General features: G+C 50.0%; 36 protein-coding genes and 1 pseudogene. 3 read left to right on the top strand and 34 right to left on the bottom strand.

The genetic code is table 11. The features are described from left to right. Nucleotide 1 precedes the first annotated feature (1 nt). The 27 genes and pseudogenes from secY to FGU46_RS09235 form a co-directional block, all read right to left on the bottom strand. Nucleotides 2-1,354 carry a preprotein translocase subunit SecY gene (gene secY, locus FGU46_RS09365; protein WP_415926576.1) on the bottom strand — a complete coding sequence of 451 codons (1,353 nt, stop codon included), beginning with the start codon at nucleotides 1,352-1,354 and terminating at the stop codon, nucleotides 2-4. A gap of 26 nt (nucleotides 1,355-1,380) precedes the next feature. After that, nucleotides 1,381-1,821 carry an uL15m family ribosomal protein gene (locus tag FGU46_RS09360; RefSeq protein ID WP_286474474.1) on the bottom strand — a complete coding sequence of 147 codons (441 nt, stop codon included), beginning with the start codon at nucleotides 1,819-1,821 and terminating at the stop codon, nucleotides 1,381-1,383. A 34-nt stretch (nucleotides 1,822-1,855) separates the two neighbouring features. Beyond that, nucleotides 1,856-2,311, bottom strand: a complete 456-nt coding sequence (locus tag FGU46_RS09355) for a 50S ribosomal protein L30 (RefSeq protein ID WP_286474471.1) — start codon at nucleotides 2,309-2,311, stop codon at nucleotides 1,856-1,858. A 1-nt stretch (nucleotide 2,312) separates the two neighbouring features. Then, nucleotides 2,313-3,065 (bottom strand): 30S ribosomal protein S5, encoded by a 753-nt coding sequence (gene rpsE / locus FGU46_RS09350; RefSeq protein WP_286474468.1) that lies wholly within the window; start codon nucleotides 3,063-3,065, stop codon nucleotides 2,313-2,315. Continuing rightward, entirely contained in the window at nucleotides 3,062-3,646 is a 585-nt protein-coding gene (locus FGU46_RS09345) for a 50S ribosomal protein L18 (RefSeq protein ID WP_286474465.1), read from the bottom strand. The genes rpsE and FGU46_RS09345 overlap by 4 nt, the downstream gene beginning before the upstream one ends. Nucleotides 3,647-3,659: 13 nt before the next feature. Continuing rightward, entirely contained in the window at nucleotides 3,660-4,106 is a 447-nt protein-coding gene (locus tag FGU46_RS09340; RefSeq protein WP_286474463.1) for a 50S ribosomal protein L19e, read from the bottom strand. A 203-nt stretch (nucleotides 4,107-4,309) separates the two neighbouring features. Then, entirely contained in the window at nucleotides 4,310-4,636 is a 327-nt protein-coding gene (locus tag FGU46_RS09335; RefSeq protein ID WP_286474461.1) for a 50S ribosomal protein L32e, read from the bottom strand. A gap of 6 nt (nucleotides 4,637-4,642) precedes the next feature. Then, nucleotides 4,643-5,176: a 50S ribosomal protein L6 gene (locus FGU46_RS09330; protein ID WP_286474459.1), complete on the bottom strand. Its 534-nt coding sequence runs from the start codon at nucleotides 5,174-5,176 to the stop codon at nucleotides 4,643-4,645. 9 nt (nucleotides 5,177-5,185) lie between these two features. Further along, nucleotides 5,186-5,578, bottom strand: coding sequence for a 30S ribosomal protein S8 (locus FGU46_RS09325; protein ID WP_286474457.1), 393 nt, complete (start codon nucleotides 5,576-5,578; stop codon nucleotides 5,186-5,188). 9 nt (nucleotides 5,579-5,587) lie between these two features. Further along, the gene (locus tag FGU46_RS09320) at nucleotides 5,588-5,731 is read right to left on the bottom strand and encodes a 30S ribosomal protein S14 (protein ID WP_081701977.1); all 144 of its coding nucleotides are present in this window, start codon (nucleotides 5,729-5,731) and stop codon (nucleotides 5,588-5,590) included. A gap of 9 nt (nucleotides 5,732-5,740) precedes the next feature. Beyond that, a complete protein-coding gene (locus FGU46_RS09315) occupies nucleotides 5,741-6,247 on the bottom strand; it encodes a 50S ribosomal protein L5 (RefSeq protein ID WP_286474446.1) in 507 nt (168 codons plus the stop codon). Next, nucleotides 6,248-6,976: a 30S ribosomal protein S4e gene (locus FGU46_RS09310; RefSeq protein ID WP_286474444.1), complete on the bottom strand. Its 729-nt coding sequence runs from the start codon at nucleotides 6,974-6,976 to the stop codon at nucleotides 6,248-6,250. A 2-nt stretch (nucleotides 6,977-6,978) separates the two neighbouring features. Then, nucleotides 6,979-7,332, bottom strand: coding sequence for a 50S ribosomal protein L24 (gene rplX, locus FGU46_RS09305; RefSeq protein ID WP_286474442.1), 354 nt, complete (start codon nucleotides 7,330-7,332; stop codon nucleotides 6,979-6,981). 11 nt (nucleotides 7,333-7,343) lie between these two features. Further along, on the bottom strand, nucleotides 7,344-7,742 hold the full coding sequence (locus tag FGU46_RS09300) for a 50S ribosomal protein L14 (RefSeq protein ID WP_286474440.1): 399 nt from the start codon (nucleotides 7,740-7,742) through the stop codon (nucleotides 7,344-7,346). Further along, on the bottom strand, nucleotides 7,742-8,062 hold the full coding sequence (locus FGU46_RS09295; protein ID WP_286474438.1) for a 30S ribosomal protein S17: 321 nt from the start codon (nucleotides 8,060-8,062) through the stop codon (nucleotides 7,742-7,744). Before FGU46_RS09295 ends, FGU46_RS09300 begins: the two co-directional genes overlap by 1 nt. 5 nt (nucleotides 8,063-8,067) lie before the next feature. Next, a complete protein-coding gene (rnp1, locus tag FGU46_RS09290) occupies nucleotides 8,068-8,352 on the bottom strand; it encodes a ribonuclease P protein component 1 (RefSeq protein WP_286474436.1) in 285 nt (94 codons plus the stop codon). Between the two features lie 66 nt (nucleotides 8,353-8,418). Beyond that, nucleotides 8,419-8,724: a stress response translation initiation inhibitor YciH gene (yciH, locus tag FGU46_RS09285; RefSeq protein ID WP_286474434.1), complete on the bottom strand. Its 306-nt coding sequence runs from the start codon at nucleotides 8,722-8,724 to the stop codon at nucleotides 8,419-8,421. Beyond that, entirely contained in the window at nucleotides 8,725-8,931 is a 207-nt protein-coding gene (gene rpmC / locus FGU46_RS09280) for a 50S ribosomal protein L29 (protein WP_286474431.1), read from the bottom strand. It lies immediately after the preceding gene. 449 nt (nucleotides 8,932-9,380) lie between these two features. Continuing rightward, nucleotides 9,381-10,148: pseudogene (locus tag FGU46_RS09275) on the bottom strand (30S ribosomal protein S3); the annotation flags it as partial. Further along, nucleotides 10,145-10,621 carry a 50S ribosomal protein L22 gene (locus FGU46_RS09270; RefSeq protein ID WP_286474428.1) on the bottom strand — a complete coding sequence of 159 codons (477 nt, stop codon included), beginning with the start codon at nucleotides 10,619-10,621 and terminating at the stop codon, nucleotides 10,145-10,147. The pseudogene FGU46_RS09275 and the gene FGU46_RS09270, both read right to left, overlap by 4 nt. A gap of 12 nt (nucleotides 10,622-10,633) precedes the next feature. Then, on the bottom strand, nucleotides 10,634-11,044 hold the full coding sequence (gene rpsS / locus FGU46_RS09265; protein ID WP_286474427.1) for a 30S ribosomal protein S19: 411 nt from the start codon (nucleotides 11,042-11,044) through the stop codon (nucleotides 10,634-10,636). A 63-nt stretch (nucleotides 11,045-11,107) separates the two neighbouring features. Continuing rightward, the gene (locus FGU46_RS09260; RefSeq protein WP_286474425.1) at nucleotides 11,108-11,833 is read right to left on the bottom strand and encodes a 50S ribosomal protein L2; all 726 of its coding nucleotides are present in this window, start codon (nucleotides 11,831-11,833) and stop codon (nucleotides 11,108-11,110) included. A gap of 13 nt (nucleotides 11,834-11,846) precedes the next feature. Next, a complete protein-coding gene (locus tag FGU46_RS09255) occupies nucleotides 11,847-12,107 on the bottom strand; it encodes a 50S ribosomal protein L23 (protein WP_286474423.1) in 261 nt (86 codons plus the stop codon). Nucleotides 12,108-12,115: 8 nt separating this feature from the next. Continuing rightward, nucleotides 12,116-12,904: a 50S ribosomal protein L4 gene (gene rpl4p / locus FGU46_RS09250; RefSeq protein WP_286474421.1), complete on the bottom strand. Its 789-nt coding sequence runs from the start codon at nucleotides 12,902-12,904 to the stop codon at nucleotides 12,116-12,118. 29 nt (nucleotides 12,905-12,933) lie between these two features. Beyond that, complete coding sequence (gene rpl3p / locus FGU46_RS09245) at nucleotides 12,934-13,944, bottom strand: 50S ribosomal protein L3 (RefSeq protein ID WP_286474420.1); 1,011 nt, start codon at nucleotides 13,942-13,944, stop codon at nucleotides 12,934-12,936. A 127-nt stretch (nucleotides 13,945-14,071) separates the two neighbouring features. Continuing rightward, on the bottom strand, nucleotides 14,072-14,887 hold the full coding sequence (locus FGU46_RS09240) for a putative RNA uridine N3 methyltransferase (protein WP_286474417.1): 816 nt from the start codon (nucleotides 14,885-14,887) through the stop codon (nucleotides 14,072-14,074). A 132-nt stretch (nucleotides 14,888-15,019) separates the two neighbouring features. Next, nucleotides 15,020-15,634 carry an METTL5 family protein gene (locus FGU46_RS09235; protein ID WP_286474415.1) on the bottom strand — a complete coding sequence of 205 codons (615 nt, stop codon included), beginning with the start codon at nucleotides 15,632-15,634 and terminating at the stop codon, nucleotides 15,020-15,022. Nucleotides 15,635-15,793: 159 nt separating this feature from the next. Between FGU46_RS09235 and FGU46_RS09230 the strand changes: the two genes are divergently transcribed. Continuing rightward, entirely contained in the window at nucleotides 15,794-17,278 is a 1,485-nt protein-coding gene (locus tag FGU46_RS09230; RefSeq protein WP_286474413.1) for an acetyl-CoA carboxylase biotin carboxylase subunit, read from the top strand. Nucleotides 17,279-17,296: 18 nt separating this feature from the next. Next, nucleotides 17,297-18,268: a biotin--[acetyl-CoA-carboxylase] ligase gene (locus FGU46_RS09225; protein ID WP_286474410.1), complete on the top strand. Its 972-nt coding sequence runs from the start codon at nucleotides 17,297-17,299 to the stop codon at nucleotides 18,266-18,268. A 55-nt stretch (nucleotides 18,269-18,323) separates the two neighbouring features. On the opposite strand, the gene FGU46_RS09220 is transcribed toward FGU46_RS09225, so the two are convergent. From FGU46_RS09220 to FGU46_RS09200, 5 genes are all read right to left on the bottom strand, one after another. After that, nucleotides 18,324-18,887: a PadR family transcriptional regulator gene (locus FGU46_RS09220; RefSeq protein WP_286474409.1), complete on the bottom strand. Its 564-nt coding sequence runs from the start codon at nucleotides 18,885-18,887 to the stop codon at nucleotides 18,324-18,326. Nucleotides 18,888-19,097: 210 nt separating this feature from the next. Then, nucleotides 19,098-20,099: an RNA 3'-terminal phosphate cyclase gene (gene rtcA / locus FGU46_RS09215; RefSeq protein WP_286474407.1), complete on the bottom strand. Its 1,002-nt coding sequence runs from the start codon at nucleotides 20,097-20,099 to the stop codon at nucleotides 19,098-19,100. A gap of 47 nt (nucleotides 20,100-20,146) precedes the next feature. Continuing rightward, nucleotides 20,147-21,298 carry a TIGR03576 family pyridoxal phosphate-dependent enzyme gene (locus FGU46_RS09210; RefSeq protein WP_286474405.1) on the bottom strand — a complete coding sequence of 384 codons (1,152 nt, stop codon included), beginning with the start codon at nucleotides 21,296-21,298 and terminating at the stop codon, nucleotides 20,147-20,149. A 23-nt stretch (nucleotides 21,299-21,321) separates the two neighbouring features. After that, the gene (locus FGU46_RS09205) at nucleotides 21,322-21,828 is read right to left on the bottom strand and encodes a TIGR00288 family NYN domain-containing protein (protein WP_286474403.1); all 507 of its coding nucleotides are present in this window, start codon (nucleotides 21,826-21,828) and stop codon (nucleotides 21,322-21,324) included. 341 nt (nucleotides 21,829-22,169) lie between these two features. Continuing rightward, nucleotides 22,170-22,502: a hypothetical protein gene (locus tag FGU46_RS09200; protein ID WP_286474400.1), complete on the bottom strand. Its 333-nt coding sequence runs from the start codon at nucleotides 22,500-22,502 to the stop codon at nucleotides 22,170-22,172. Nucleotides 22,503-22,669: 167 nt separating this feature from the next. On the opposite strand from FGU46_RS09200, the gene FGU46_RS09195 reads away from it, so the two are divergent. Then, nucleotides 22,670-23,338 (top strand): cyclase family protein, encoded by a 669-nt coding sequence (locus FGU46_RS09195; RefSeq protein WP_286474398.1) that lies wholly within the window; start codon nucleotides 22,670-22,672, stop codon nucleotides 23,336-23,338. Between the two features lies 1 nt (nucleotide 23,339). Here FGU46_RS09195 and FGU46_RS09190 read toward each other — a convergent pair whose 3' ends face one another. Together FGU46_RS09190 and FGU46_RS09185 are read right to left on the bottom strand one after the other, a co-directional pair. Then, nucleotides 23,340-24,098 carry a hypothetical protein gene (locus FGU46_RS09190; protein WP_286474396.1) on the bottom strand — a complete coding sequence of 253 codons (759 nt, stop codon included), beginning with the start codon at nucleotides 24,096-24,098 and terminating at the stop codon, nucleotides 23,340-23,342. Nucleotides 24,099-24,204: 106 nt separating this feature from the next. Further along, a complete protein-coding gene (locus FGU46_RS09185) occupies nucleotides 24,205-24,333 on the bottom strand; it encodes a hypothetical protein (RefSeq protein WP_286474394.1) in 129 nt (42 codons plus the stop codon). Between the last annotated feature and the right edge of the window lie 77 nt (nucleotides 24,334-24,410).

The raw sequence follows: 24,410 nt of genomic DNA, 5'->3' as shown, positions 1-24,410 counted from the left end.
TTTAATCACCACCTAAGAAGTTTCGGAGCATGGGGTGCATGTCCATTAACTGTTCCTGGGCTATTTCCTCGTAGAGTTTATAAACGATACCCACGGTTAAGAGTACCCCGGTACCTCCACCTAATGCTCCGGTGAGGTCTGCTCCGAAGGCCAGTAAACCGACGAAGGCCCCTCCCATCACCGTGATCACCGGGATGTACTTTTTGAGTATGCGCTCGAACTGGGCCCGGCTACTACGGAATCCGGGTATCTGCATTCCCATACCATGTAACTGTTTGGCCACCTGTTTGGGGCCGATACCAGATAGTTCCACCCACAGCCAGGAGAATACCACACAGAGCAATATGAAAACCACCCCGTACACCAGCACCTTCAGGGGGTCGGTGAACAGCACTCCCAGGCCACTGGGGACGGTGAGGTAGTAGGCTAGACCACTGATGGCCTGGCCATTGGACACCTCTCCCAGGATGGGGAAGCCCAGCTTCTGAAAGAGGGCTGCGAATAATTGCACGTTTAATAACAGTGCACTGGCTAGAATAACCGGCATGTTACTGGCGTATATGAATTTAAGAGGATATTTACCCCGGGCTCCCTTGACTCCCCCGTAGGAAAGGGGTATCTCCACCCGCATACTCTCGGCGTAGACCACTATTAGGAACACCACGATTACAGCCAGAACTGGCAGTAACAGGGAGAAATCCGGTTGACTGGTGGTCAGGGAGTAGAAGAATTGGGGTATGGCCCCGGAGGGCACTCCCGGTTGGCCGGGTGCCGATAGGAAGTTGAAGGATCCTACTATGATCTGCTGGGCCACTCCCGCGGCGATGAACAGTCCCACCCCACTTCCGAATCCCCACTTGGAGACCACCTCGTCCAGGAAGATGATGAGTATTCCTCCGATGAAGATCTGGAGGATCACCAGCCAGGTCAGAGATGGTGAGGAGGCAGCCAGGGTGCCGGTGAATACCAGTACCGCGGCTTCGAATAAAGTGAACACAATGGCCAGGGTCTTCTGCAGTCCCTGGAAGAAGGCCTTATCCTCGTGGGTGGACAGATCCAGCTTCAGTATTCCACCACCCACCAGTAGCTGCAGGATAATGGAGGCGGATACTATGGGTCCAATACCCAGGGTGATGATGGATCCGAATTCACCGGCTAGTACTGCTCTTAACTGGGCGAACTGGTCCACTGCTGTGGCGCTAAGCCCGAAAAGGGCTATCTGTCCCAGTATGAAGTAGAGGATTAGTATGACACCCGTCCATTTAAGCTTCTCCTTGAAGGGCACCCGGTAGGTGGGAGACCTTACCTGGGGCAGGAGGGAGAAGATGGGCTGGAAGATTTCCTTCATGTTCACTCCTATCTCTTATAAAATGGTACGTTTTAAGAGAGGTTTACGACTTCTCCGCCTGCTTCTTCGATTTTGCGCCGGGCGCTTTCGGAGAACAGGGGAGATTTGATTACCAAAGACTGGGATAGTTTCCCTCGGCCCAGTACCTTGTTGTAACCCATCTCGGTTACATCGATTACTATTTTACCGCCTTCTTCAGTGGCCTGTCCATTTTTAACGAGTTCCTGGGCTTTTTCATCTAAAAAGTCCAGGTTCACGGTCTGGAATTTGAACACTGTTTTCTGGGGTCTTTTGAATCCGTACTTACCAAAGTGCTGGGGATCGTATTTCACCACCCAGGACCACATGTGTTTATGCAGTCCCGCGTTTCCTCTTCCACCACGGTGACCGGCTCCCCTTCTCATCTTGGAGCAGCCCCCACCGTTGGTTCGGGATCCTCGCAATTTGTTTATTTTACGACTTTTTCTTATCATAAGCTTCACCCTTTTAGAAATTTAAAAGATAGCTCTATGCCATCCGTTTCAGTAAGAGGTTTATTTCTTCTCCCCGGTATCCCAGGGTTCCACCCTCATTAAAGGCCTTTTTAGTGTCCTTATATCCCTTGCGGGGTGGGTGTAGTCGGAAGACTGGTTTTATACCCACCTCTTCCAGCTGGGTTTTTTCATCCAGGAGGGCCTGGGCCAGTTTCTGGAAGGATTTGTACTCGGTTCCTTTCAGATATTCCAGGGTGACCTTCTCCCGGCCGGGTAACATGGCCCTTTTCTCCAGGAGTTCTTCCAGGGTTTCCTGGTCGATCTTTCCCCAGGTGATGTAATCCTTAGCTTTCCGGAGCATTCCACTGTAGCTGGGTGTTTCCGGTACCAGGACGGCGTGATTGATACGGGTCAGGCGGAGCATGTCCAGGGTGTCACTGATGCCCCCCTTGATTCCGGTCCGGCCCCTTACTCGTACTGCTGCCAGCATATTACACACATACTCCTAGGTTTTTAAGGTCCTTGGAGGCGGCCTTAACTTTGCTCAACTCTTTTAAAGCGGTGAATACAGCGTTGGCGAAGTTGATGGTGGTCTGGGTTTGTCCACTGGTCTGGCTCCATACATCGTCTATTCCAGCCAGGCCCAGGATGGTTTTACCCACATCTCCGATGGCCAGTCCCACTCCTCCTGGGGCGGGTATGAGGGTTACGCGTACACTGCCGGCTTTACCTTCCACCTTGAAGGGCACGGTGTGTTCCCTTCCGCAGACGCATCCCCAGTCACCGCAGCCCCTTCGGACTTTGATGATGTTAAATTTAGCGTTATCCACTGCTTTTCTGATGGCAGGGCCTACTTCTTTGGCTTTTCCCTGTCCTAATCCCACGTAACCGTTCTTGTTTCCCACCGCCACGATTACTCGGAAGTTAACCTTTCTTCCTGATTTGTGCATACGCTGCACCAGGTTAACATCCATGACCTCTTCTTCCAGGTCGGGCAGGAGGTGGTTTATGATTTCCAGTTCCATGATGGGTAGTCCGCGGTCGAAGATCTCATCAATGGATGTGATGCTGCCTTCCTTTACCTTGCGGCCCAGGTTGGTTTTGGGTTCCCATTCTGGTTTTTCATAAGTTTGTTTACGGCCACCGCGACCTCCACGGCCTCCGCGACCTCCACGGTTTTGTCCGCTTCCGCCACGGTTACCACTGCCTCCACCACGGTTACCTCTGTTGCCTCCGTTTGTCATAATTTTACCTCGGCTTCTATTTTTTGTTTTATGGATTCAAAGTGATCCGGTAACTCTTCCGGTGCTAAACCCTTTTTCAGGTACTGGGAGAATCTTTTCTCCATCTCCTCTTTTTCCAGGGATTGGGCGTAGGCTGCCACGTGTTCTCCCCTTATCCTCTCCTCAGGGGGTAGGATGGACTCATTGTGGGGTATGTTCATCCCGGCATCCACTGCTCCTTTAAGGGCGGCGTATATTTTAGAACCGTTCAGGGAAGTCTTAAGTCCCAAATCCAGAACGGCCTCATCTATACCCTCCTTTAGAGCTTTTTTACCACACAGGTATCCGGTTAGGTAGGCGGCGGAGGTGTTTTTTCCGCTGCCCAGCCAGCCCAGGCCCTTGATTTCCTGGGAGTGGGCGGCCACCAGGGTGTGGTCTCCTTCCGGAGCTACCTTGATGATCTGGACCAGGGTATGTTGGCTGCTGGTTCGAACCACCAGTCGGTACTGGTCTAGGCTGATGAGCTTTAACCTGGCCCCGTAATTAGTTTTTCCTTCTCTTCGTCTTTTGAATGCTACTTTATATCTTGATCCGTGTGCCACTTGTATTCCCCCATTATCTTAGTAGGTCGTGGTCCCGGGCGTAGGTTTTCATGTAGGACTTACTGCGGAATGCCCCACCCTTGGCCATCTTGTACAGCTTACGGTAGGTGGTCCGGTTTATCTCCCGGTTATCCCTCATATCCTTCAAATCAGTTCTCAGCGCCCTGATAGTGGTCATCCAGGCTTTTTTCTTGGGGTTTCTGGCCCCTTTAGCACCTTTGATGCTTCCTCGGCCTTTCCTTCTTCCTTTGCTTTTCTGTTCTGCTATTTTCTTGGAGCGGTAACTGCTGATCCCCTTCTTGGGCCGGGCTTTGATGGTGCCGTCGGCTATGAGTTTCTTAACTCCTTCACGGGTGATGGCCTGGGACACCTCTTCTGAGTGGTCCGGGTCGATCCATACCCTGTTAACTCCTATTTTTAGGATATCTGCAGCTAGCCTCTTTTGAGTTGTAAGATTCATAAAGAAACCTCCCCTTCAACCTCGCATTGGGGGTTGAGTTAAAATTTCTAGATCCACCCTGATATTATCAGGGGGGATGGGATGCTATTATCGAATGTTATGGTCCCTTGCATCCGCTTTTTTTTTCATTTCTTGGTTTTTACTTAGTTGGCCCGTTTTTGTAAATAGAGGCCCCCTACCGGGGTGTCTGTTTACAACTGGTTCTAGTTCAGGATTTTCAATCCCAGCTCTTTGGCCTTGCTGAGTATTAATTCCCTTTTCCGGTCCCCGACTGTAGAACTGATGCGAGCAGCCTCTTTCTCCGGGTCCAGTCCTTCCAGTTCCTTTAGGTTGGACACCAGTACGTCCTGGTATCCGGAAGGATGAAGTCCCCGGGTTTCTAGAGGGGTTCGGTATCCTACCGTGGGCATGGCCGGTTTTCTGCCTTCGTATCGGCGGGTTTTGCTGGTTTTTCCCCTGGCTTTTCTCCATTTGGTTCCCAGTTTCTTGTAGCGGAACCATTCCTGTCTCCTGAATTTTGGTTTGTTCATTAAGGATCACTCCTTAGCCACCAGGTAGATTCCATCCTGGAATACCCGGGGGTCTCTTCCCTTGATTTTAGTGGCCTGTTCAATGTTGGCCATGGTCTGTCCCACGTCTTCTTTGTTTACTCCAGAGACGGTTACCTCATCGCCCTGTATATTTACCTGGGCACTTCCCACCACCTTGGCAGTACGGGGGTAACGTTCCCCCAGGAAGTTTTCAATAACCACCTTGCCGCCAGTTAGTTTGACGGTCATGGGAAAGTGAGCGTAAACGATTTTCATCCGGTAGGTAAAGCCCTGGGTCAGGCCTTCGATCATATTTGTAATATGGGCTTTGATGGTTCCCAGCATGGCTTTATCTTTCTTCTTGGGGAAACGGACTTCTAACACCACTAAACCGTCTTCTTGACTGATCTTTACGTTGTGGTGTTTGAACTTCCGCTTTAGCTCCCCCTGGGATCCTTTCACGGTCACCATGTCATCCACGGTGACTTCTATGCCCTCAGGGATGGGTATTTCCTCCCTCATAACCACTGCTAAAGCCATTATTATCACCTAATAGACATATACCAGTAACCTGCCGCCGATACCATGTTCCTTAGCCTCATTGTGGGTCATTATACCCTGGGAGGTGGTCATGATCATGATACCGAAGTTCTTGGATGGCAGGTACCTTTTTTCGAATTTCTCGAATTCATCTTTTTTAACGGCATGTCGGGGCTTTATAACCCCACACTTGTTTATATTTCCTTCTAGTTCAACCATGAACTGTCCGGCCTTGCCGTCGTCCACGTATTCAAATTCACCGATGTATCCTTCCTTTTGCATGGTCCTTAACACATGGCCAATCATTTTAGAGGCAGGTCGGATGGTACACCGATTGTTTCCCTGCATTTCATTGTTACGCATGTTGGTAAGGGCGTTTGCTAGAGGATCCATAAGAGTCATAGGTACACCTCAATTGTACTTCTTAAATCCTATTTTAGGTGCGAGTTCCCGGAAGCACTGGCGGCAGAGCATTAATCCGTATCTGCGTACCAGGGCAGAGTGATCCCCACATCTTCTACATTTTCTGGATGCCTTTCCGTATTTCCTTGGCATGTTTTCACCTTATTTAATCTTCACCTGGAATTTATCCCGCATGTACTCCTGGGTCTCCTCGGCGGTGACCTGGTGTTTAGGGGGGATCTGTTTCCGTTGAATTTTCCGTCTTTTAATCCGGTAACCCGGTTTTTCAAAGGTTATGGAAACGTTCATTCCGAATATTCCAATATCCGGGTCGTAACGCATGCCAGGGATGTCAATGTGTTCTTCAATTCCGAAGGAGACATTTCCATTCCGGTCAAACTGGCTGGCGCGGAGCTTGTTACCCACACCATCCAACACCATCTTCACGGCATCATGGGCCTTCTGGTCACGGAGGGTGACCTTACAGGCCACGGGTTGTCCCTTTCTGATTCCAAACTCAGGGTTGGTGATTTTGGAGAAGGTCCTCACCGGTTTCTGGTGGGTGATGGTCTCCAGGAGCTTTTCAGCCCGGACCAGTTGTTCACCGGCCTCACCAACACCGATGTTGATGGTGGCTTTGGCTATTTTCACTTCCTGCATGGGGTTCATCTACTTACCCCCTGGTAGGGCGATGATGGGTTGGTCCTTACCCAGAACGAACACGTAGTCCTGCAGGGTTTGGAAGCTTTTCCCATCCTTGGTTTCCATTAAAACCGTGTTTGGCATGGATGATTTGGTGATGTTGATTTCTTTGATGGTTCCCAGCTCTCCGATGTGTTTTCCACCGGTGATGAGTCCCAGGGTACCGTCTTCCATTTTCAGGTGATCGGTTATTTCCTGTTTAGGAACCTGCAGTACCACCACGTCTCCGGCTTTGTATTCACCTTCCACCAGACAGTTACGGCCATCGTGGAGGTTCAGTTGTTGTTTCCCTCCCCGGATGGTGGTTTTGTTTTGCACCCGGCACAGTTTGAACTCTTGGTTCTCTTCACTGATGGGGTGTAAGATCAGTCGTCCCTTCTCATCAGGGAGCACCCGGTAAGTGTTGCCGGTTTTGGGTATCTGGATTACGTCCATGAATCCCACCGGGAACTTGTAGTCCTTACGCACCGTACCATCCACCATTATATCTCCCTGGTTGATGATCATCTTGGCTTCCCGGGCGGTGTCGGCCAGTTCCAGGATGTCCCGGACCACCAGTAGGAGTGGTAGTGAATCTTCGATGGCGTGAGGTCCTGGGCTTGGTTTTACTGTCCAAGTGTCCTCTTTGGGGTGAATTGGCCAGTGAACTGGTGCTTTGTATCTTTTCAAGTGTTTTCTTGATCCCATTTTGGCCATATTTATCCCTTCCTCTCTATTATCTTGTTCCGTTCCTCATCATCCAGACTGAGCTCCATTATCATGGTGTTGGAGGGATGCACTGGGTGGTACACCTGGTTTCCATCTGGTTTCTGTACGGATGCTCCTTCTACCAGGAGCCGGTAATTTTTAAGGTCCACCTTTTCCACCTTTCCCTCGTGGTCCTTGAAGTCTCCCCTTAAGACCTTCACGGTGTCTCCCTTACGAACAGGGAGGGCGCGTCGGTCATGTTCTTCCCGGAGTTCCGGGCTGAGGGTGACGCTCATGGACTTATGGCGCTGGTGTAGTGGTGCCCCGTAGAATGATTTTCTCTGTTTTCTTGGCTGTTTAGACATTAATATCACCCTTAGACGATAATGCTGGCGGCACTTCCCACCGATGGCCATCGGTCAGCGGCTTCCTTAGCCACTGGCCCCCGGATCTCGGAACCCTTTAAGACTCCTTCCGGACTGATAATGACCGCAGCGTTGTCCTCGAATTTAACCCGTAGGCCATCCGCCCGGCGGTATTCCTTTTTCTGTCTTACGATAACTGCAGTGGTAACTTCCCGGCGCATGTCTACGGTTCCCTTCTTCACCGAGATGACCACCATGTCTCCCACTCCAGCGCTACCCAGCCTTCGACGGACGCCCTTGTATCCTTTTACGGCTACAATTTCCACTTCTCGGGCTCCGGTGTTATCCACACAGCTGAGTCTGGCACCGATGGGGAGTGATCTAGTAACTTTAGATGTAATGGCCTTCATTATTTCTCCTCTTTAACCTCCACCACCACGAAGTGCTTGGTCTTACTTAAAGGGCGGCACTCCGCGATTTTCACTGCATCTCCGACTTTCACCTGAATGCAGTCCGGTTTGTGAACGGTGATCTTAGACTTTCTTTTCTCGTATCTTTCGTATTTTCTTATGAACTTGTAGAAACTTCGCTCTACAGTGATGCTTTTTTCTGCCTTGTCACTGGCAACCAGTCCTTCCAGTATTTGGCCCCTTATCTTAAGGTTACCATGGAAGGGGCAGTTGGGATCATCACATTTTTCCTTTGGTTCGGTTACTTCAATGCCAACCATTAATATCACCCATACTTTTTGAATCTCTTTTTAATCCTGTCTTCCGGGCGTGAAACTATTATTCTGCCCTCTATTTCGACTGTACCACCGTCAGGTAGTTTAAAATGGAAGGTTGACGTTTTTTTCGGGATCATCTTCTCCCTACCCTCACCATCTTCCAGGGTGAGGGTGTTTCTGGTCTCGTTTACAACCTTTCCTTCCAGTCCGGTGAATCCCTGATGGGTGCTCCGGGCCACTCGTACCCAGAGTCCCACCAGTTCGTGTCTCATGATGTTTTGTGGAGTGATCATGCCTACCAACCCGTGCAGCCTGAGGGCTGCGGGTATAGGGTTTGCAGATTCCCTCGTTTTAAGCGCCTAACGGATCTCGATTTCATCCGTAGAGAAGCCCAGATCAGCGAGAACTTGCTTGACTCTCCGTTTATGATCGCCCTGCAGTTCTATTTGGCCTTTCTTTGCTGTTCCTCCGCAGGCACAGCGGTTTTTGAGTTCCTTGGTGAGTTCTCTGATGTCAATGTCGTGTTCATCAATTCCTTCGATGATGGTCATCAGTTTTCCGAATCTTCTCCTCACCGTAAAGACTTTAACCTTCTGTATCTCCCTGGCAATCTCTTCACAGACGCAGAGTTCTTCGGGAAGACCACAAACCTCACAGACTTTCATTTATGTCTCCTGTTCGATTTCATTCATGATGGTCATTACCCGGGCAATGGTTCTCTTGAGCTCCTTTATCTTCCCAGGATTCTCGTAGACACCTGCCGCGGCACTTTTGGATATGTTCCGGGCGTACTCTGCCCGCAGTTCATCCAGCTTTTTCTGGATGTCCTCTAGGTCCATATCCCGTATTTCCTTGCTCCTTAATATTACCATCTTGCTACAACCTTTTATAATTTATCCAGATTTAGGAAGGGATTAAATCTTATTTAAGATTTATCTGACTTTTTTGAAAGTTCAGCAGCTTTAGATTTAACTTTTTCAGTTTTCTCTTCTACAGCTTCCTTAACTTCAGCAGCCTTCTTTTTAACTTCAGCTACTTCTTCTTTTGCTTCAGTGGCTTTTTCTTCTACAGCCTCTTTAGCCTCAGTAGCTTTGGTTTTAACTTCCTCAGCTTTTCCTTCAGCAGCTTCCACCACTTCCTCAGCCTTCTTCTCAGCTGTCTCCTTAGCCTCAGTAGCTTTAGACTTAGCCTTAGTGGCCTTCTCCTTCACTTCTTCGACTTTATCCTCAACAGCATCGGTAAGCTCCGTGGCTTTTTCTTCTACAGCCTCTTTAACCGCTTCTACTTTCTCTTCTAAAGATTCAGTTTCAGTGGCTTCTTCAGCTTCCTCTGGGGCAGCTTCTTCGGCTGGTTCCTCAACTAATTCCGCTTCAGTAGGAACTTCCTCGGCTTCTTCCGGAGCTTCCTCGATGATTTCCTCCAGGATCTCAGCAGATTCTTCGGTGACTTCCTCTTCTACTGTTTCTACCGCTTCAACAGCTGGAGCTTCCTCTACGGTGGGTTTGATGATGTCCACCTTGTCGGGCAGGACCACACCGGGAGGCATGATACGTACGAATATACCCAGTACTCCTGGTTTGAGCTGTACCGTGGCAAATCCTTCTTTCACGTATTTGGTGGCTGGTTCTCCACATTTTTTGATGTAGCCGTCAGAGAACTTGGCGGTGGCTGAACGGGATCCCCGGATCTTACCGGAGATGGTTACTTCCACACCCTGAGCTCCGGATCCCATGATCCTGCGCAGGGTGGAGTAGGCAACTCTTCGGAAGTGCATTCCCCTCTGCAGCATGGCCGCGATCTTGTGGGCCATGATTTTGGGGTTGAGTTCAGGAATATCCACCTCTTTAACTTCTACCTGGGGATTTTCCAGTTCGTAGTTATCTTTGAGGCTTTTGGTTATGGCCCGTACGGTTTTACCGCCTCGGCCAATTACCATTCCTGGTCTTTCCGCGTAGACGACGACCATGGTACCCAGGGGTGTTACCTGGATTTCCATTCCACCGTATCCTGCTCGTTCTAGTTCACTTTCCAGGAATTCGTCGATCCTGGTTCTTTTGAGTCCCTCGGTTACAAAGTCCTTCTCGATCATGTGCTCTCCTCTGCCTCGGCTAGTACAACTTGCAGGTGGGTGGTGGGGGTGTTGAAGGGGGTGGCCCTTCCAAATGCCCGGGGGATGTAACCCCGGATGATGTAACCCCGGTGGCTGGATATGTGGATGATTTTCAGGTTTTCGGAATCCATGCCCCGGTATTCTGCGTTGGCCTCGGCGTTTTCTAAGACATGTAGTACTTCGCCGGCGGCTTTAACTGGATACCGGCCGGATGGCCATCCGGTGAGTCCACGACGGTGCCCAACCTTTTTGTTGTGACGCCGGAAGGGGACTGCTCTTTTTTTCTGGATAACTTCTTCCAGATATTCCTTGGCATCGTCCAGGTACATTCCCCTGATTTCACGGCAGATCTCCACCGCGTGTTTGGGTGATATCTGCAGGGACCGGCCAGCAGCCCGGGCAGTTTTTTCAGTACCCTCCGAACCTTGGTAAGCGTATTTATTCTTAGCCATCTTAATTTCTCCTTATTTAAGGGGTACAAACATGGATGAACGGGTTGCTCCCATACCAGGGTCCCCGTGGGTTACCCTCTGTCTGGTGACTGCGAACTCTCCGAAGTAGCAGCCGATCATCTCGGGCTGTATCTGCACATCCACAAATGATTTTCCATTGTAGATCCCGAAGGTCATACCCACCATCTCTGGCAGGACGATCATGTCCCGACAGTGGGTCCGGATTATTTTGGGCCTTCCTCCAGTGTCTCCCTCTTTTTTCAGCTTCCTAATCTTTTCTAGTACCTTTTTCTGCCGGGGTAGGAATCCCTTCTGCAGGGATCTTCTTTGCCGGGATGGGAAGAGCTGGATAACGTTATCCAGCGGCATTTCTTGCAGTTCTTCCAGGGTGTAACCACGATATTTGAATTCTTTCCTCGCCAATTGGCCTCCTCCTTCTAACTTTTATGTTCCCTTGTTTTTTTATTTTAAGTAATCTAAGGTCGTTTATCTCCTTTTACCAGTCCTACGAGCGGCGATGGAACCCACCTTTCTACCTGGTGGGGCGTGTCTGGATACAGTGGTAGGTCGTCCCGGATGCTGGCGGTTTCCACCACCGTGGGGGTGGTCCACTGCGTTCATTGCTACACCACGCACGCTAACATTCTTCTTACCCTTGGCCTTGGTGGCGTGATACTTATTACCGGCCTTGAGGAATGGTTTCTCCCTACGTCCTCCCCCAGCTACCACTCCAATGGTGGCTCTACACTGGGGGTTGAAGGCCTTCAGCTCGCCGGATGGCAGCTCAACTACGGCCTTACCCACGTCATGGGTGATAAGAGAAGCATGAGTACCTGAGGATCGCACGAATTTACCCCCGTCACCGGGGTATCTTTCCAGGTTGTACACCGGGGTTCCTTCTGGAATCTGTGCCAGGGGCAGTGAGTTTCCAGGGCTTATGGGTGCGGATATTCCACAGGAAATTTCATCATGAATTTGTATACTTTCTGGTGCTAAAATGAGTTGTTTTTCGCCGTTTTCAAATTTAACCAGGGCCACCGGAGCGCTTCTTCCCGGGTCGTGCATGATATCAGCCACTTTTCCTACGAGGCAGCCTTCTTTTTCCACGTCATCGTAGGAACGGTAGGCGATTTTGCCCTTGAAACGGTGGGATGCACTGCGGTAGGTGGGAGTTCCTCTCCCCCTTCTTTGAATGATCAATCTTTTTCCCATTGTTTATTCCTCCTTAGAATACGCCCATCTTCATGGCGATGTCCTCGGCGCTGTCTTCCTCGGATAGTTTTACGTAGGCCAGTTTGACACCGCGGGAGGTTATCTGGGTGTTAACCCGTTCCACCTTCACTTCGTACATTTGCTCGATGGCACTTTTGACCTGGCCTTTTTCTGCGGTTCGCCGAATCACGAAGGTTAGTTCGTTTTTCTGGTCAATGGCGTTCATACTTTTTTCAGTTAAATGTGGTTTGATAATGATACTGTAAGGATCCATGGGGCCACCTACCTGTTTTTAAATAGTTCTCCTAATTTTTCTACGGCGGAGCGGGTGTACAGGGTCAGTCTTCCGGGGTGGGTTCCTGGTGCCAGGAGTTCGGCGTTGAGGTTGTCCACCACCACCACTTCAACTCCCGGGTGGTTTCTGGCGGCTTTGCTTATTCCTTTGTCTTCACCCACCACCAGTAAAGGTCCTCGTGGGGTTTTGTACTTTCTTCCCCGGGTTTTTCCCCTTCCGGATCGTATGTTTTTTCCGTTCTTGGCCCGTACCACATCGTCCATGAGTCCCAGTTTTTTGAAGATCTCCCGGGTCTCCTTGGTCTTGCGGATGTTACAGATATCATCATCCACCACCAGGGGTACCTGGGGCACGTTTTCTATCTGGTGTCCCCGGGCTTCCACAATGTCCTGGTCAGCGGTGGCTGCCACTGCCGAGCGGATGGCCAGTCTTCGTTCTTTCTTGTTGATTTTCTCGTTTATGGTCCTGGCCACTCGTGGAGGGTGGGCTCTTCTACCACCGGTGGCCTGGGGCACGAAGGCCGCCTTGGAACCGGCAGGGTGTCGGGAACCCTTTACCCTGGGAACCATGGCCACTCCCCGGCCGGCACCGTAGGACTGGGCTGTGGTCCTCTTTCCGGCCATGGGATCGGTTCCCCAGGGCTGGATGCGTGCGGCTTGGGCAGATAAAACTGCCCTCTTTATGAGGTCGGGCCTGTATTCTTCAGTGAAAATCTCGGGTAGCTCCATCTCGTCTACCACATCACCTTCTAATGAGTATACCTTAACTTTCTTCATCCCAATCACTTTAATCCTTATTTACTAAATTAGGCCCCCTGTTGGGATGCCGTGCTGATGAATGATATTTCAGGAGCATCGTCATGTTTACCATGAGGACGTACTGCCTTTCTTAACATGACCAGTCGTTTGGATGGTCCAGGTAATGAACCTTTAACCATTATAAAATCGTTTTTCACCAGTCCGTACTTGACAAAGCCACCGGCGGGGTTGATGTCCCCTGCATCCTTGGCGTCTCCGATGCGGAGTATCTTCTTGTTGTACTCGGTTCTCTGGTGGTAACCCATCTGTCCCGCCATGGGCACCGTCCACATGGTCCGTTCCGGACTCCAGGGACCTATGGAACCTACGTGTCGTCCTTTACTACTTCGAGCTGCTTTTCCGTACTGGATCCGTACTCCCCATCTTTTAATAACACCCTGAAATCCTTTCCCCTTAGTAACAGCCACTGCATCGGCGTGTTCCCCGTCAGAGAAGGCGTTTTCGGGTTTAACTTCTTTACCCAGCACACTTTCGGCGTATTCCAGTTTGGATTCTACACTGGTTCCACCCACACCACATTCCAGGAGTTCTGGTTTCTTCTTGGGCACACTGGCACTTTTAGGGGTGGTGTGTATTAGAACCCGGATATCAACTACCTGATCCAGTTTTTCTTTGAGTTCTGCCAGGCGTGCTTCGCCGTTGCTTTCTTTGGGTATGGTTATTGTACGGGAAAGCTCCACGTCCAGTTCCGGGGCCATAATATCGGTCATGGCCTTAATTCCACGGTCAGTTTTACGGTAGGCGCGGATGCCCATTACCACTACCGGTGGTGCTTCCAGGATGGTCACCGGGGCGGAGATCTCCATACCTTCTGTGGGGGAGTTCTTGGCCGTGTCGGTCATGGTGACGTGGGTCATGCCCACCTTATAGGCGGGGAAACCCAACAGTCCCGGCTCTTCTCTTTCTGGCCAGGAATGTACACGGGGTGATTCCCTGACCGCTCTTTTTCTAGGACTGAATGCAACTGATCCTTTTCGGGGTTGATGATGTCTAGCCATTTAAATTTACCTCCTTACAAATTCCAATTTCCAATAATATACTTTTCCAATTAGAGTAATATCTCACTTAAAGAGAGTCCAACCTACGTTTATAGTCAGTTGACTCTTTTAACCGGACTAAAGCGCTTCACAGGTCTAAGAGCAAGTTAAACACGGATAAAGTCGCTAAAACCGCTTCTTCAGTTCTTACTGTCTTGGTTCCCTGATGGGGGATGGTATTTAACTCCAGGTCAGCAAGTTTCCTGGTTTCCCCATTTAGATCATGTAAGCCTGAATAAGGACCACCAAACAAAATAGCTAAGTGTTTGGAGCCCTTTAAATCCCCTATTACTTCGTTGAAAACAGAAGTGATGGGCTGACCAAGGCGTGAGGTGCCCACTACCAAGTCTGGTTTGGGCTTAAGCGCCTTTAAACTGTCCTGCAGATTCCGATAAGTAGCCAGGGTTTGGTAACCCCAGTAAATATCCGGCTCATCGGGAGTTATCAGGATCTCCTTCGCCAGCTTCTCTACCTTAAAGTTTAAGACCCGGTTTACACTGAGCTTTTCCTTACACAGTGCCAGCCGGTCGGCACCAATATCGACTATAGTGCCTTTTTTTGTCCTCTTTACCGTTAATCCCTGCCTGTAATCACCCTGGTGAAGTTCTCCTGTGGGGTGATGGGGAGTTCGTAGTGGTGGGAGTATGCCCACGTTCCTCAACTCCCGAGTTATGGGAAATACCTGTTTACGCAGGTATTGGGGTGTATTCATATAATTGAGGACATCACTAATAAACTTTGTCCCTTTGCGGTCCTGGTCATCGCTGTATATTACGATGCGATTCACGCGGAATAGGGCTGCTGATCTGCTAATCAGCCCTACTTTGTAGGTTCTTACTTTTAAATCTTTTGATTCTCCCAAGAATGAGGAAGGTATAAAGATGGAAATCTCACGTCGTTCCATCTTTTAAGGTCTATATATATTAGGTAATATAGTTATGTGGAAGTGAAAAAAAATTGCATTATAATATATAAATACCCGGAATTTTCTAAAAAAACGGGAACTCTTTAACCACATTTAACACTCGTACTATGATTAATTCCGCTCCACCCGCAGCACCACCACCTCCACGGCACGCTTCTCCTCCTGGTGGAAGTGGTAGATCCGGGGCAGGGTGAAGGAGTAATGGAAGCGGTGGGTGATGGTGGCATCCAGGGCCTTCACCAGTTTCTCCAGGAATTCTTCGGTCTTTTTTAGGTGGAAGGAGTACACCACCGGTGCCACCTCCAGGGCCTTCTCCAGGAAGCGACGATCCGCCTCCCGGCGCTGGGCCTTCTGGGCACCGAAGGGCGGATTCATGATAACCGTGTCCCCCCTCTCTTTAAATTCATTCACATCCATGGCCTGGAAACGGGCCGGGACCTGGAGCTGTTCTGCCTGTTTTATGGCTAATTTTATGGCCTTTTCATCCACATCCACCCCCACCACTTCCTGGGCTCCCATCAGGGCGGCGGCCAGGGCCAGGATTCCAGTTCCACAACCCAGGTCCACCACTTTAAGTCCGGACACATCTCCCTGGGTGGTGGCGTTCCAGACCAGATCCGCAGCGATGGGAGCCGGGGTCAGGTACTGCTCCCGATCCGGATCAGGATCAGGATGGGCGGGTATGTCCTGTAAAGCCATCTCCAGGTGACGTTTTTTAGTGATCATCTATGAAAATCCTTATTTTTTTATTTTAACCTTTTTTATGAGTTTAAAGAACTGGGGGGTTAGGTATAAATCCATAATCAAATATAGTTAGAACCATATTATATTTAATTGATTGACTGGTGGATTTTAAAACCCGCCAAAGCTAGAAAGGAAGATATCATGTTTAACAAGGTCTTGGTTGCCAATCGTGGCGAAATCGCCATCAGGGTTATGCGCGCCTGCAAGGAACTGGACGTCAAGAGTGTGGCCGTCTACTCTGAAGCCGATAAGAACTCGCTCTTTGCTAAATACGCCGACGAAGCCTACTATATCGGGGGGCCCTCCCCGGCCGAGAGTTATCTGAACATTCCCCACATAATGGATGCTGCTCTGGAGTCTGGAGCTGAAGCCATACATCCCGGTTACGGTTTCCTGGCTGAGAACCCCCAGTTTGGGGAGGAATGTGAGAAGAATGGCCTGAAACTCATCGGTCCTAAAGGCTCGGTTATCAGGGACATGGGCAGCAAGATCATCTCCCGGAAGCTCATGGAAAAAGCCGGGGTACCAGTAGTCCCCGGGACCAGCCGGGGGGTTAACGACCCGGATGAAGCCCAGGAAATAGCCGGTGCCATTGGCTACCCGGTGATTGTTAAGGCCTCGGCGGGTGGAGGCGGAATAGGAATGCGCACCGTCTACGAGGAGGATGAACTCCTGAGGGCCCTGGAATCCACACAATCAGTGGCTGGATCGGCCTTCGGAGATTCCACGGTGTTCATCGAGAAGTACATCGAGGAACCCCGCCACATAGAATTCCAGATCCTGGCCGATGAACAGGGCCAGACCATACACGTGGCCGACCGGGAGTGCTCCATCCAGAGGCGGCATCAGAAGTTAATCGAGGAATCACCCTCACCCATCATGACCCCGGAGTTACGGGACCAGATGGGTTCTGCTGCAGTTAAGGCCGCTGCATCCATTGGGTACAGCAACGCCGGTACGGTGGAATTCCTGTACTCAGAGGGGGAGTTTTATTTCCTGGAGATGAACACCCGGATCCAAGTGGAGCATCCCATCACCGAGATGGTCACCGGGGTGGATCTGGTCAAGGAACAGCTTAAAATCGCGGCGGGCCAGGAGCTAAACTGGCGGCAGGAGGATATCGTGGTACGGGGACATGCCATCGAGTGCCGTATCAACGCCGAGGACCCCCTGACTGACTTCGCTCCCAATCCCGGGAAGATAACGGGGTATCGCTCCCCAGGTGGCCTGGGTGTCCGGGTGGATAGTGGGGTGTACATGAACTACACCATACCCCCCTACTACGACTCCATGATCTCTAAACTCATTGCCTGGGGTAACAGCCGTCCAGAGGCCATAAACCGGATGCGCAGGGCTCTTTCGGAGTACGTTATCCTGGGGGTGAAGACCACCATACCCTTCCACCAGTCCATGATGCTCAGCCCCCACTTCCAGGAAGCCAAGCTGCACACCCACTTCGTGGATGAGTACAAAAAGGAGATCATGGCCAACATGGAGAAGGTGATAGCTGAGGACCGGGCCCGGGTGGAACGCTTGAAATCAACCTTCCGCCCCTCAAAGAAGGTGGCCGCGGTTTCAGCCGCAGTGAACAGTTACCTGGCCCATAGTGTGGCCCCTAAAAAATGATAATGGCAAGTGATTAGAATGGTTAAAAAGAAGATTCTCAGAAGCCTCAACCAGGTTCGGGGTGAATACCGGGAAGAAGAAGAACTAGCCTCCCAGGCAGGAATAACCGCAGATGAACTTCGGGAGGAAATTCAGGACCTGATAGGTGATGGTTTCGTTATTGAATCTTCTAATGAGGGATACCGGCTGGTTAAGATCCCCAATCGTCTTTTACCCTACCAGATCCAGGAAGATCTCCATACCAGTTACATTGGCCATGATATTCGCTACTTCTCCGAGGTGGATTCCACCAACGAGGTGGCTAAAAAACTGGCCGAGGAGGGCGCTTCCCAGGGAACCATAGTTATTGCCGAGGTGCAAAGGCGGGGTAAGGGTCGTCTGGGGAAAAGATGGCTTTCTCCCGAGGGAGGGGTGTGGATGACCATCATCCTCCGCCCGGATATAGCCCTGGTCAAAGCTCCCCTGTTAACCCTGGTCACCGGAGTGGCCGTGGCGGAGACCCTGCAAAGCAGATGTGGCCTGGACGTGGGTATCAAATGGCCCAACGACATACTGATCGGTGAAAAGAAGGTTTGTGGCATACTCACCGAAGTTTCTGAAAATAAAGGTGCCCTGGACTACGTGGTCCTGGGTATTGGTATTGACCTCAACGTGGATGTGGAGGACTTCCCCCGGGATTTGAAAGAAGGAGCCACCTCCCTGAAAAACGAGCTGGATCAGGAGATCTATGGTGTGGAAGTGGTGCAGAGGTTCCTGGAAAACTTCGAAGCGATCTATGAAGAATTTGAAAAGGGACAATTCCCAGCCATACTGGCCCAGTGGCGCCGACTCTCCAAGACCATTGGCCGGCAGGTGGAGGTGCATAAAAAGGGCCATATGGTGGTGGGAGAAGCAGTGGGCATTAACCGGGACGGAGCCCTGATACTGGAAGAGGAAGACGGCACCCTGATAAAAGTCATATCCGGAGAGTGTGTGCACCGTCCATTGTAACCAAAATAAAAAAAAAGTAAAAAAGGAATTAAAAACCAGGAAGATCTTACTTTGACTATTTTTTAACTTGATTTTCCTGGAGCGTGTTTATCACTTTCTGGAACCTTTCACCCAGATCTTTCATCTGTTCCTCATGAGATGCCAGCTTCTCGATCTTGATGTCCTCCAGGTATGAAACGTAGCTATCCATCTGGGTCAAGGCGTCTTCCACGGTGAACACCCGGGGACCCTTACGTTTACGATGCACTCCCTGGAAGTGTCCAAAGATCTTCTGGGCCGTGTCCTGTCCATTGGCAGTCAACTCATAACGTCCATCTTCACCTTTACTGACCAGGTCTTCATCCACCATCTTTTTCAGCATGGGATATATTGAGCCCGGTGAGGGCCGTTTAGATCCTGGCACCCTCATTCGATGGTGATGGTGATGTTTGTGACTTTTCTGCCTCATTTTATATCGTTCTTCGCGGTGTTTCTGGATGGCGTCCATAACTTCCACACCATTTTTAGGGCCATCCTCGAGTACGTGGAGGATCATGATCCTTAAACCACCGAATTTCTGCATTTTAGATACCATCTCTATTCTGTGTTGTAGTTCTTCTGGAATATTTTCATCATTCATCTTAACCTAACCTCCCTTCTATCGATAATTCGATACTAAAAATAGGCTGTAAATTTTTTTATATTCATTTATCCACCCATTCCAAGATTTATCAAGTTACCGATATCGACTATTTGATATTAGGGGGGAGGTGGTATAAATAGTTTGTGCCATCCCCGGGGGGGGCTAAAAAACAACCTTGCTAAACTGAAAATAAATAATTTATTTATTTCAATCCACCCGTATGACCCCATCGTTGATGTGGAACCGGGCTCCGGTTAAAAGCTGGGCGATGTGGATGTTGGTAAGGGTGTGGGGTGTTATCTGGGCAACCTTCACCTGGGAATCACCAGCCAGAGCAAGATATGGTATGATCTGGTCGGATAAATAGCGATCCAGGGGCGCTGCCTGATCCAGGTGGAACAACAGCTCCTGGGCCGCCTCTTCTCCCACCTTTTCTGCTCTCTTGCCCCGTTCTCCCAGGGCACTACCCCCCACCCGACCTTCACCTTCACTCCATAAAACGATGCCGGAGCCGGGTCCCAGGGCATCCTGGCTGACCTCTATTCTTATATCCACATCATAACCCATTTTGGTGAGTATTTGCCTGGCGCGGTGTGCCTGCCGCTGGGCCACGTGCCGGGGGAGGCAGGTGGCATGGGAAACTCCCCGGATACGTTTCACCCTTAGATGGGTGAGTTTCAGACCCTGCAGATGGGGAGTAGGAGTTATTTCCAGGTGTACCAGTCCCCCTCCCCGGGGATAGTATCCTCTCCTTTCCAACTCCAGATGGGCCTGGTATCCCATAAGACCCAGGAGGGGTAGGGTGACATTTTTCAGATAGTCCCAGAGGGGGGACCAGCGCACATCGGTTCCTCCCCTCACCGTGACTTTGAAGGGTTTTTCGGCCCTCATAGCCGGGATCATAACCGCCTGCAACACCAGGCTGATGCTGCCTGCGGTTTTCACATCCACGGTGAGGTCCTGTCCCTCCAGTTTCTGGGGATGAAATTCTATATCCTCCGAGCCAATTTCCAGCCCTTTAACTCGTGCCTGGGAGAGCTGGCTGACGGCCTTAACCGCGTGCAGGTGCTGGGGCATGAGACCGGGTTTTGGCCGGTTGGCCCTAATATGATCTATGTGAATCGATTTGCCAGTAACTGCGGCCAGGGCAGTGGCCACCCGGAGCAGGGCTCCTCCTCCTTCACCATAGGATCCGTCAATCTCCATCATCTTTAATCCCCCTAAAATAATTGAAATAAAATGAACCAGGAACCTCTCTAAGGGTACAACAGGCGACGGCAGGCATCCATATCATCAGCCATGGTAAGGAGAATCTGCCGGGCATTATGTAAGCTTTGTCCAATAGCCTCATCACTCAGGCGGTTGGCATCGGCTGAGGCCAGATCCAGGCGTATGGTGGCTGATGCTCCAGGCATCCCCACAGCCGGGATGGTTAAAATGTTCTCCTCTTTTAAAAGCAACATGGCCAGTAGCATGGCCATGTCCCGGGGGGTCAGGGCGGTTTCCACATTTATATCTTCCCTTAAAGCGTTGGGGGTGAGCATCACCCCGGTGGGTGTTTTCTCCAGACCGGGATAGTAGGGGGCTAGAGCAGAGTGAAGATGGTCCTTCCTTTCCATGGCCCGTTTGATACGTTGGGGGTTGAATTTCTCCAGGGCCCGGGCCATGGCTGCCATGAGGGGTGGCTGAGCTTCCAGGCCAAACTGGTGGGCCTTAATCTTAATAAGGTCAATTAAAGAAGTTTTTCCAGCCATCAAACCTCCCCGGGGGCCTTCCATTAGTTTGTCCGTGCTGGTGATGACCAGATCAGCACCCAGGTCAGTGGCCCGGGGCTGGCCATAGATCACAGTGCGCAGTCGGGCTCCGGAGGCATCATCCACCAGAACCGGCACCTCCCGGTGGTGGGCAGCGTGGATGGCCATTTCAAATTCTTCCTGGCTAAGGACCTGGTGGTCCATGGTAGAACCAGTGATGACCAGTAGGGAAGTTCCATCCCCTATTTCCAGGTCCTCCCCCACGGCAAACTCCCGGTAAGATGCTCCTACCAGCTGGCAACTGAGAGGTATGGAGGGATGGGATGGTTTCTCCGGCAGGTAATGAACCACTTTCTGGCCGGGTGTAACCAGGGCCAGTATCGAGGCCAGTATTCCACTGCTGGTGCGGTTAAGGGCCAGTAACTTTTCTCCGCCCAGGTGTTTCTTGCCCCAGATATCCAGATCCTCCTGAAACAGGGCTGGACCAGCGTAGGTCTCCAGGAGGGCAATATCATCCCGATTCAGGGGGAAGCCCCCAGCCAGGCCAGTGAGGTCAAAGAGGTTTTCCCGACCCTTTTCTTTAACCAGGTCGACGATGTAATGCAGGGCTGTCTCCCGTCTTTTAACTTCATCCAGGGAGGAGTTAACCAGCATGTAGGGTTTCTCCTAAAATAAGTCTAGTTTCCCCTGTGACTTTTCCGACCATTTTCAGGGGTTAAAACTATGGCACTGTCTGCTGAGTTCTGCAGGGCGGCGCTGAAACCTGGCTCGGCACCAATTACTATGGTCTCCTTGCCGTTTTCCTTGGCCTTGTTAATTATGGGTAAAAAATCAGCATCACGGGTCATGAGAGCGATGACATCTATATTGGGATTATAAATAAGTTCCATGGCCTCCACAGCCATGTAGACGTCGGTGTCTCCCGCAACCACGATGGGGGTGAAACCCTGGTTAACTATGGCTTCTATGAGTTTGTCGGAGGCGTACTGGTTTAAAAGGACCTTGCCCACCCGCATGTTTCCATATTCAGCAATGATATCCCGCACCAAGTCCAGGTTAAGACTGAATTCCTTGCGGAGCATGTTTGGACCGTCCACCAGGAGGCCGATATTTTTGCCCCCGGACTCGCTCCTTTTTAAGGGTATGTAATCTTTTAGAGAGCTTAATCTCTCAAAACTGCGCATTTTTATCACTCCAATCGTTGTAATTGTTATAAAAACCAGGGCTTGAAAAAAATCGGTGTAACTTCCACTCCTCTTTCGGGTTGTTCAAGAAGTACCTCTCAATTAAACCCAAGAAGGTTAAAGGTGGTGGAATCTGCTTGGTATGGATAATTTAATTTTTCAATTCCTGACCATTTTATATATTTTTATTTATGATTCTTCTGGACTATATTAATTTTCACAAAAAGTTTCAATTTCAAAGCCCCCACCGTTTGTGATCTAAAAGATGTCAATGGCCTTCTTTTAGAAAAGATGGCAGTAGGGTAGCTTATAGATTGAGTATTAAGAAATTAAAAGACCGATCACTCGATTTCCAGGGCGAAGTCATCTTTAAAGAGTTCTTTAACTACTTCTAGCTCTTCGTCAGACAAAGAACAGAGTTCAACTTCGGCCATATCCCGGAAGTAGTACTCTGCGTTGACTATTCCCCCGGTATCACCCATGTACAGGAATAAACCGTCCACAAACTCTTCAGGGTTAGGGGATGGTAAAAATACTTCCACACGAATCATGATTTCTGAACCTGGTATGTTATCGTGCAATTCCTGTTTTTTGGCCTCGTTTTTAAGGGCGGCTTTGAACTCTTTCATACGTTTCTGAAGTTCTTTATTTATCTTGGAATCATCGTTACTCATAAATTCACCCTACAACACAATATTAAATGTAAACTTACTTTTATGGTCCCCTGTTAAAGATAGTTTCTAACAAGATGGAATCCATCTAAGAGTTATAATAAATTTACATTTAATATTTTCCCCATCAATGGAGAGTAGCGGAATTTTGGTTCACCGGGAGATTAGTTATGAAATATCAGACCATTTCTTATCCATTGGCACCCCAGTCCCCTGTGCATAAAGGACTTTTAAAACCGTCCATTCAGCCTAATAGCCAAATAAAGGATGGTAAAAACTATAACAGTTACTTGATACACGTGGAAAACCATAGTGGGACCCATGTAGACGCCCCAGCTCACTTCCTCCCGGAGGGTAAGAAGATTGGAGATTACCCTCCTGAGGAACTCATCTTCACCCATCCCCTTATTCTGGACTGTCCCAAGGAGAATAATGAATTAATCACTGGGGACGACCTCAGAAGAGTTAATTTAGAGGGTTTGGACTGTATTTTCTTCCGCACTGGCTTTGGAAAATATCGGGAACAGGATACTGAGCGATATTTAACCCAGAATCCGGGGGTGAGCCCGGAGCTGGTGACTTTCATTCGTGAGAATTTTCCCGCCATCCGCTGCCTGGGCACCGACACCATATCCATTTCCTGCTACCAAAAAGAGAATCTGGGTATCGAGGCCCATCTCAACGCTTTTTCAGAGGGGCTAAGTGAACCTTTACTTCTGGTGGAGGATCTGAACCTGGGGGTCATAAAGGATTTAGAACAAGTGGAAGAGGTGCTGGTGATACCCTGGCAGATAGTGGGAGTGGACAGCGCCCCCTGCACGGTGCTGGCCCGTTTATGATCTATAAGGAAAATGGGGGTTCGGTGGAGACTTCCTTTAGAACTTTTTCTGCCTCAGCTTCGCGGTGATCAATGGCCAGCCACAGGACTCCTTCGGCACCGGCCACCCCTCCAGCCGCTACCAAGTGCGCCTTGGCACCGGTGAGGAGTTTAATGGCCTCCAGTTCGGTGAAAACCTCACCCGGCACTGGAAGAATGCGGGGCCCGGTAAGGCCGGGCTGGTTTAATTCAACCGCCAGCTGGTTGAGATCACTGTTAACCCGTTTTTCTAAACCCACCGGGAGAATAAGCCTCACCCGGCGGCCCACTACCCCCGGTAGGGAGGCGCCGATGGTACCGGCCTGGGGATGGCCAATGTAGATGGCGGCCTGTTTAAGTTCCAGGTTAATGGCGTTGGCCCCCTTCAGGATGATGTCTCCCTCCTTTAAGGTGTCAGCCACATCGAAGATTCTCTTCCCCCTCTCCCAGACTCCATCGCTAATTATCACATCCCCGGGGAAGCCAGTTTCATCGGCGTAACGTCCATCGGGATTAACAGGAGCTCCTGGCGGTAACACGATCCCCCGGAAGAATCTTTTTCTCGAGAATTCCCCCTCCTGACCAATGGTCTTTAATATCTCCTCCGCCACGTAGCCGTTGGTAGTGCCGGCGATGATGGCCAGGGTGCCAGATTGTAGTGTCTTTTCTATTTCAGGATGTTTAGCCAGGGCTTTGGCTATGAGTCTTTTACCTGCTGCCGGGGTGAGTGGAAACTGTTTCATGTATATATAATGTTTTTTGAGATTTCTATAAGTAGTTAACACTCTCTATAAGTTAGTTAACACTCTTTTAAAGTGGGATACATCCCTGGTAAATCTTATTAATGGCTTATTTTTTGTTGGATTCATCCATACTTTTGGCCTTAGCCAGCAAGTAGACCATGACTCCAATGCTCATCAAGAAAAACCCCACACCTATAGGCCCGGTCCAGTACAGTACCAACCATAAATCGTCCATTCTTATCCCCTCTCGTATTCAAAAAATCCCATTAAATTCGTTTATATACTATGTTGAAATTAATACATAAAATTTCA

The organism is Methanobacterium sp. CWC-01 (assembly GCF_030323845.1).
In the GTDB taxonomy this organism is placed as follows: Archaea; Methanobacteriota; Methanobacteria; order Methanobacteriales; family Methanobacteriaceae; genus Methanobacterium; species Methanobacterium aridiramus.
The sequence above is the reverse complement of the archived record's forward strand: the minus strand, read 5'-3'. Positions and strand labels throughout refer to the sequence as shown.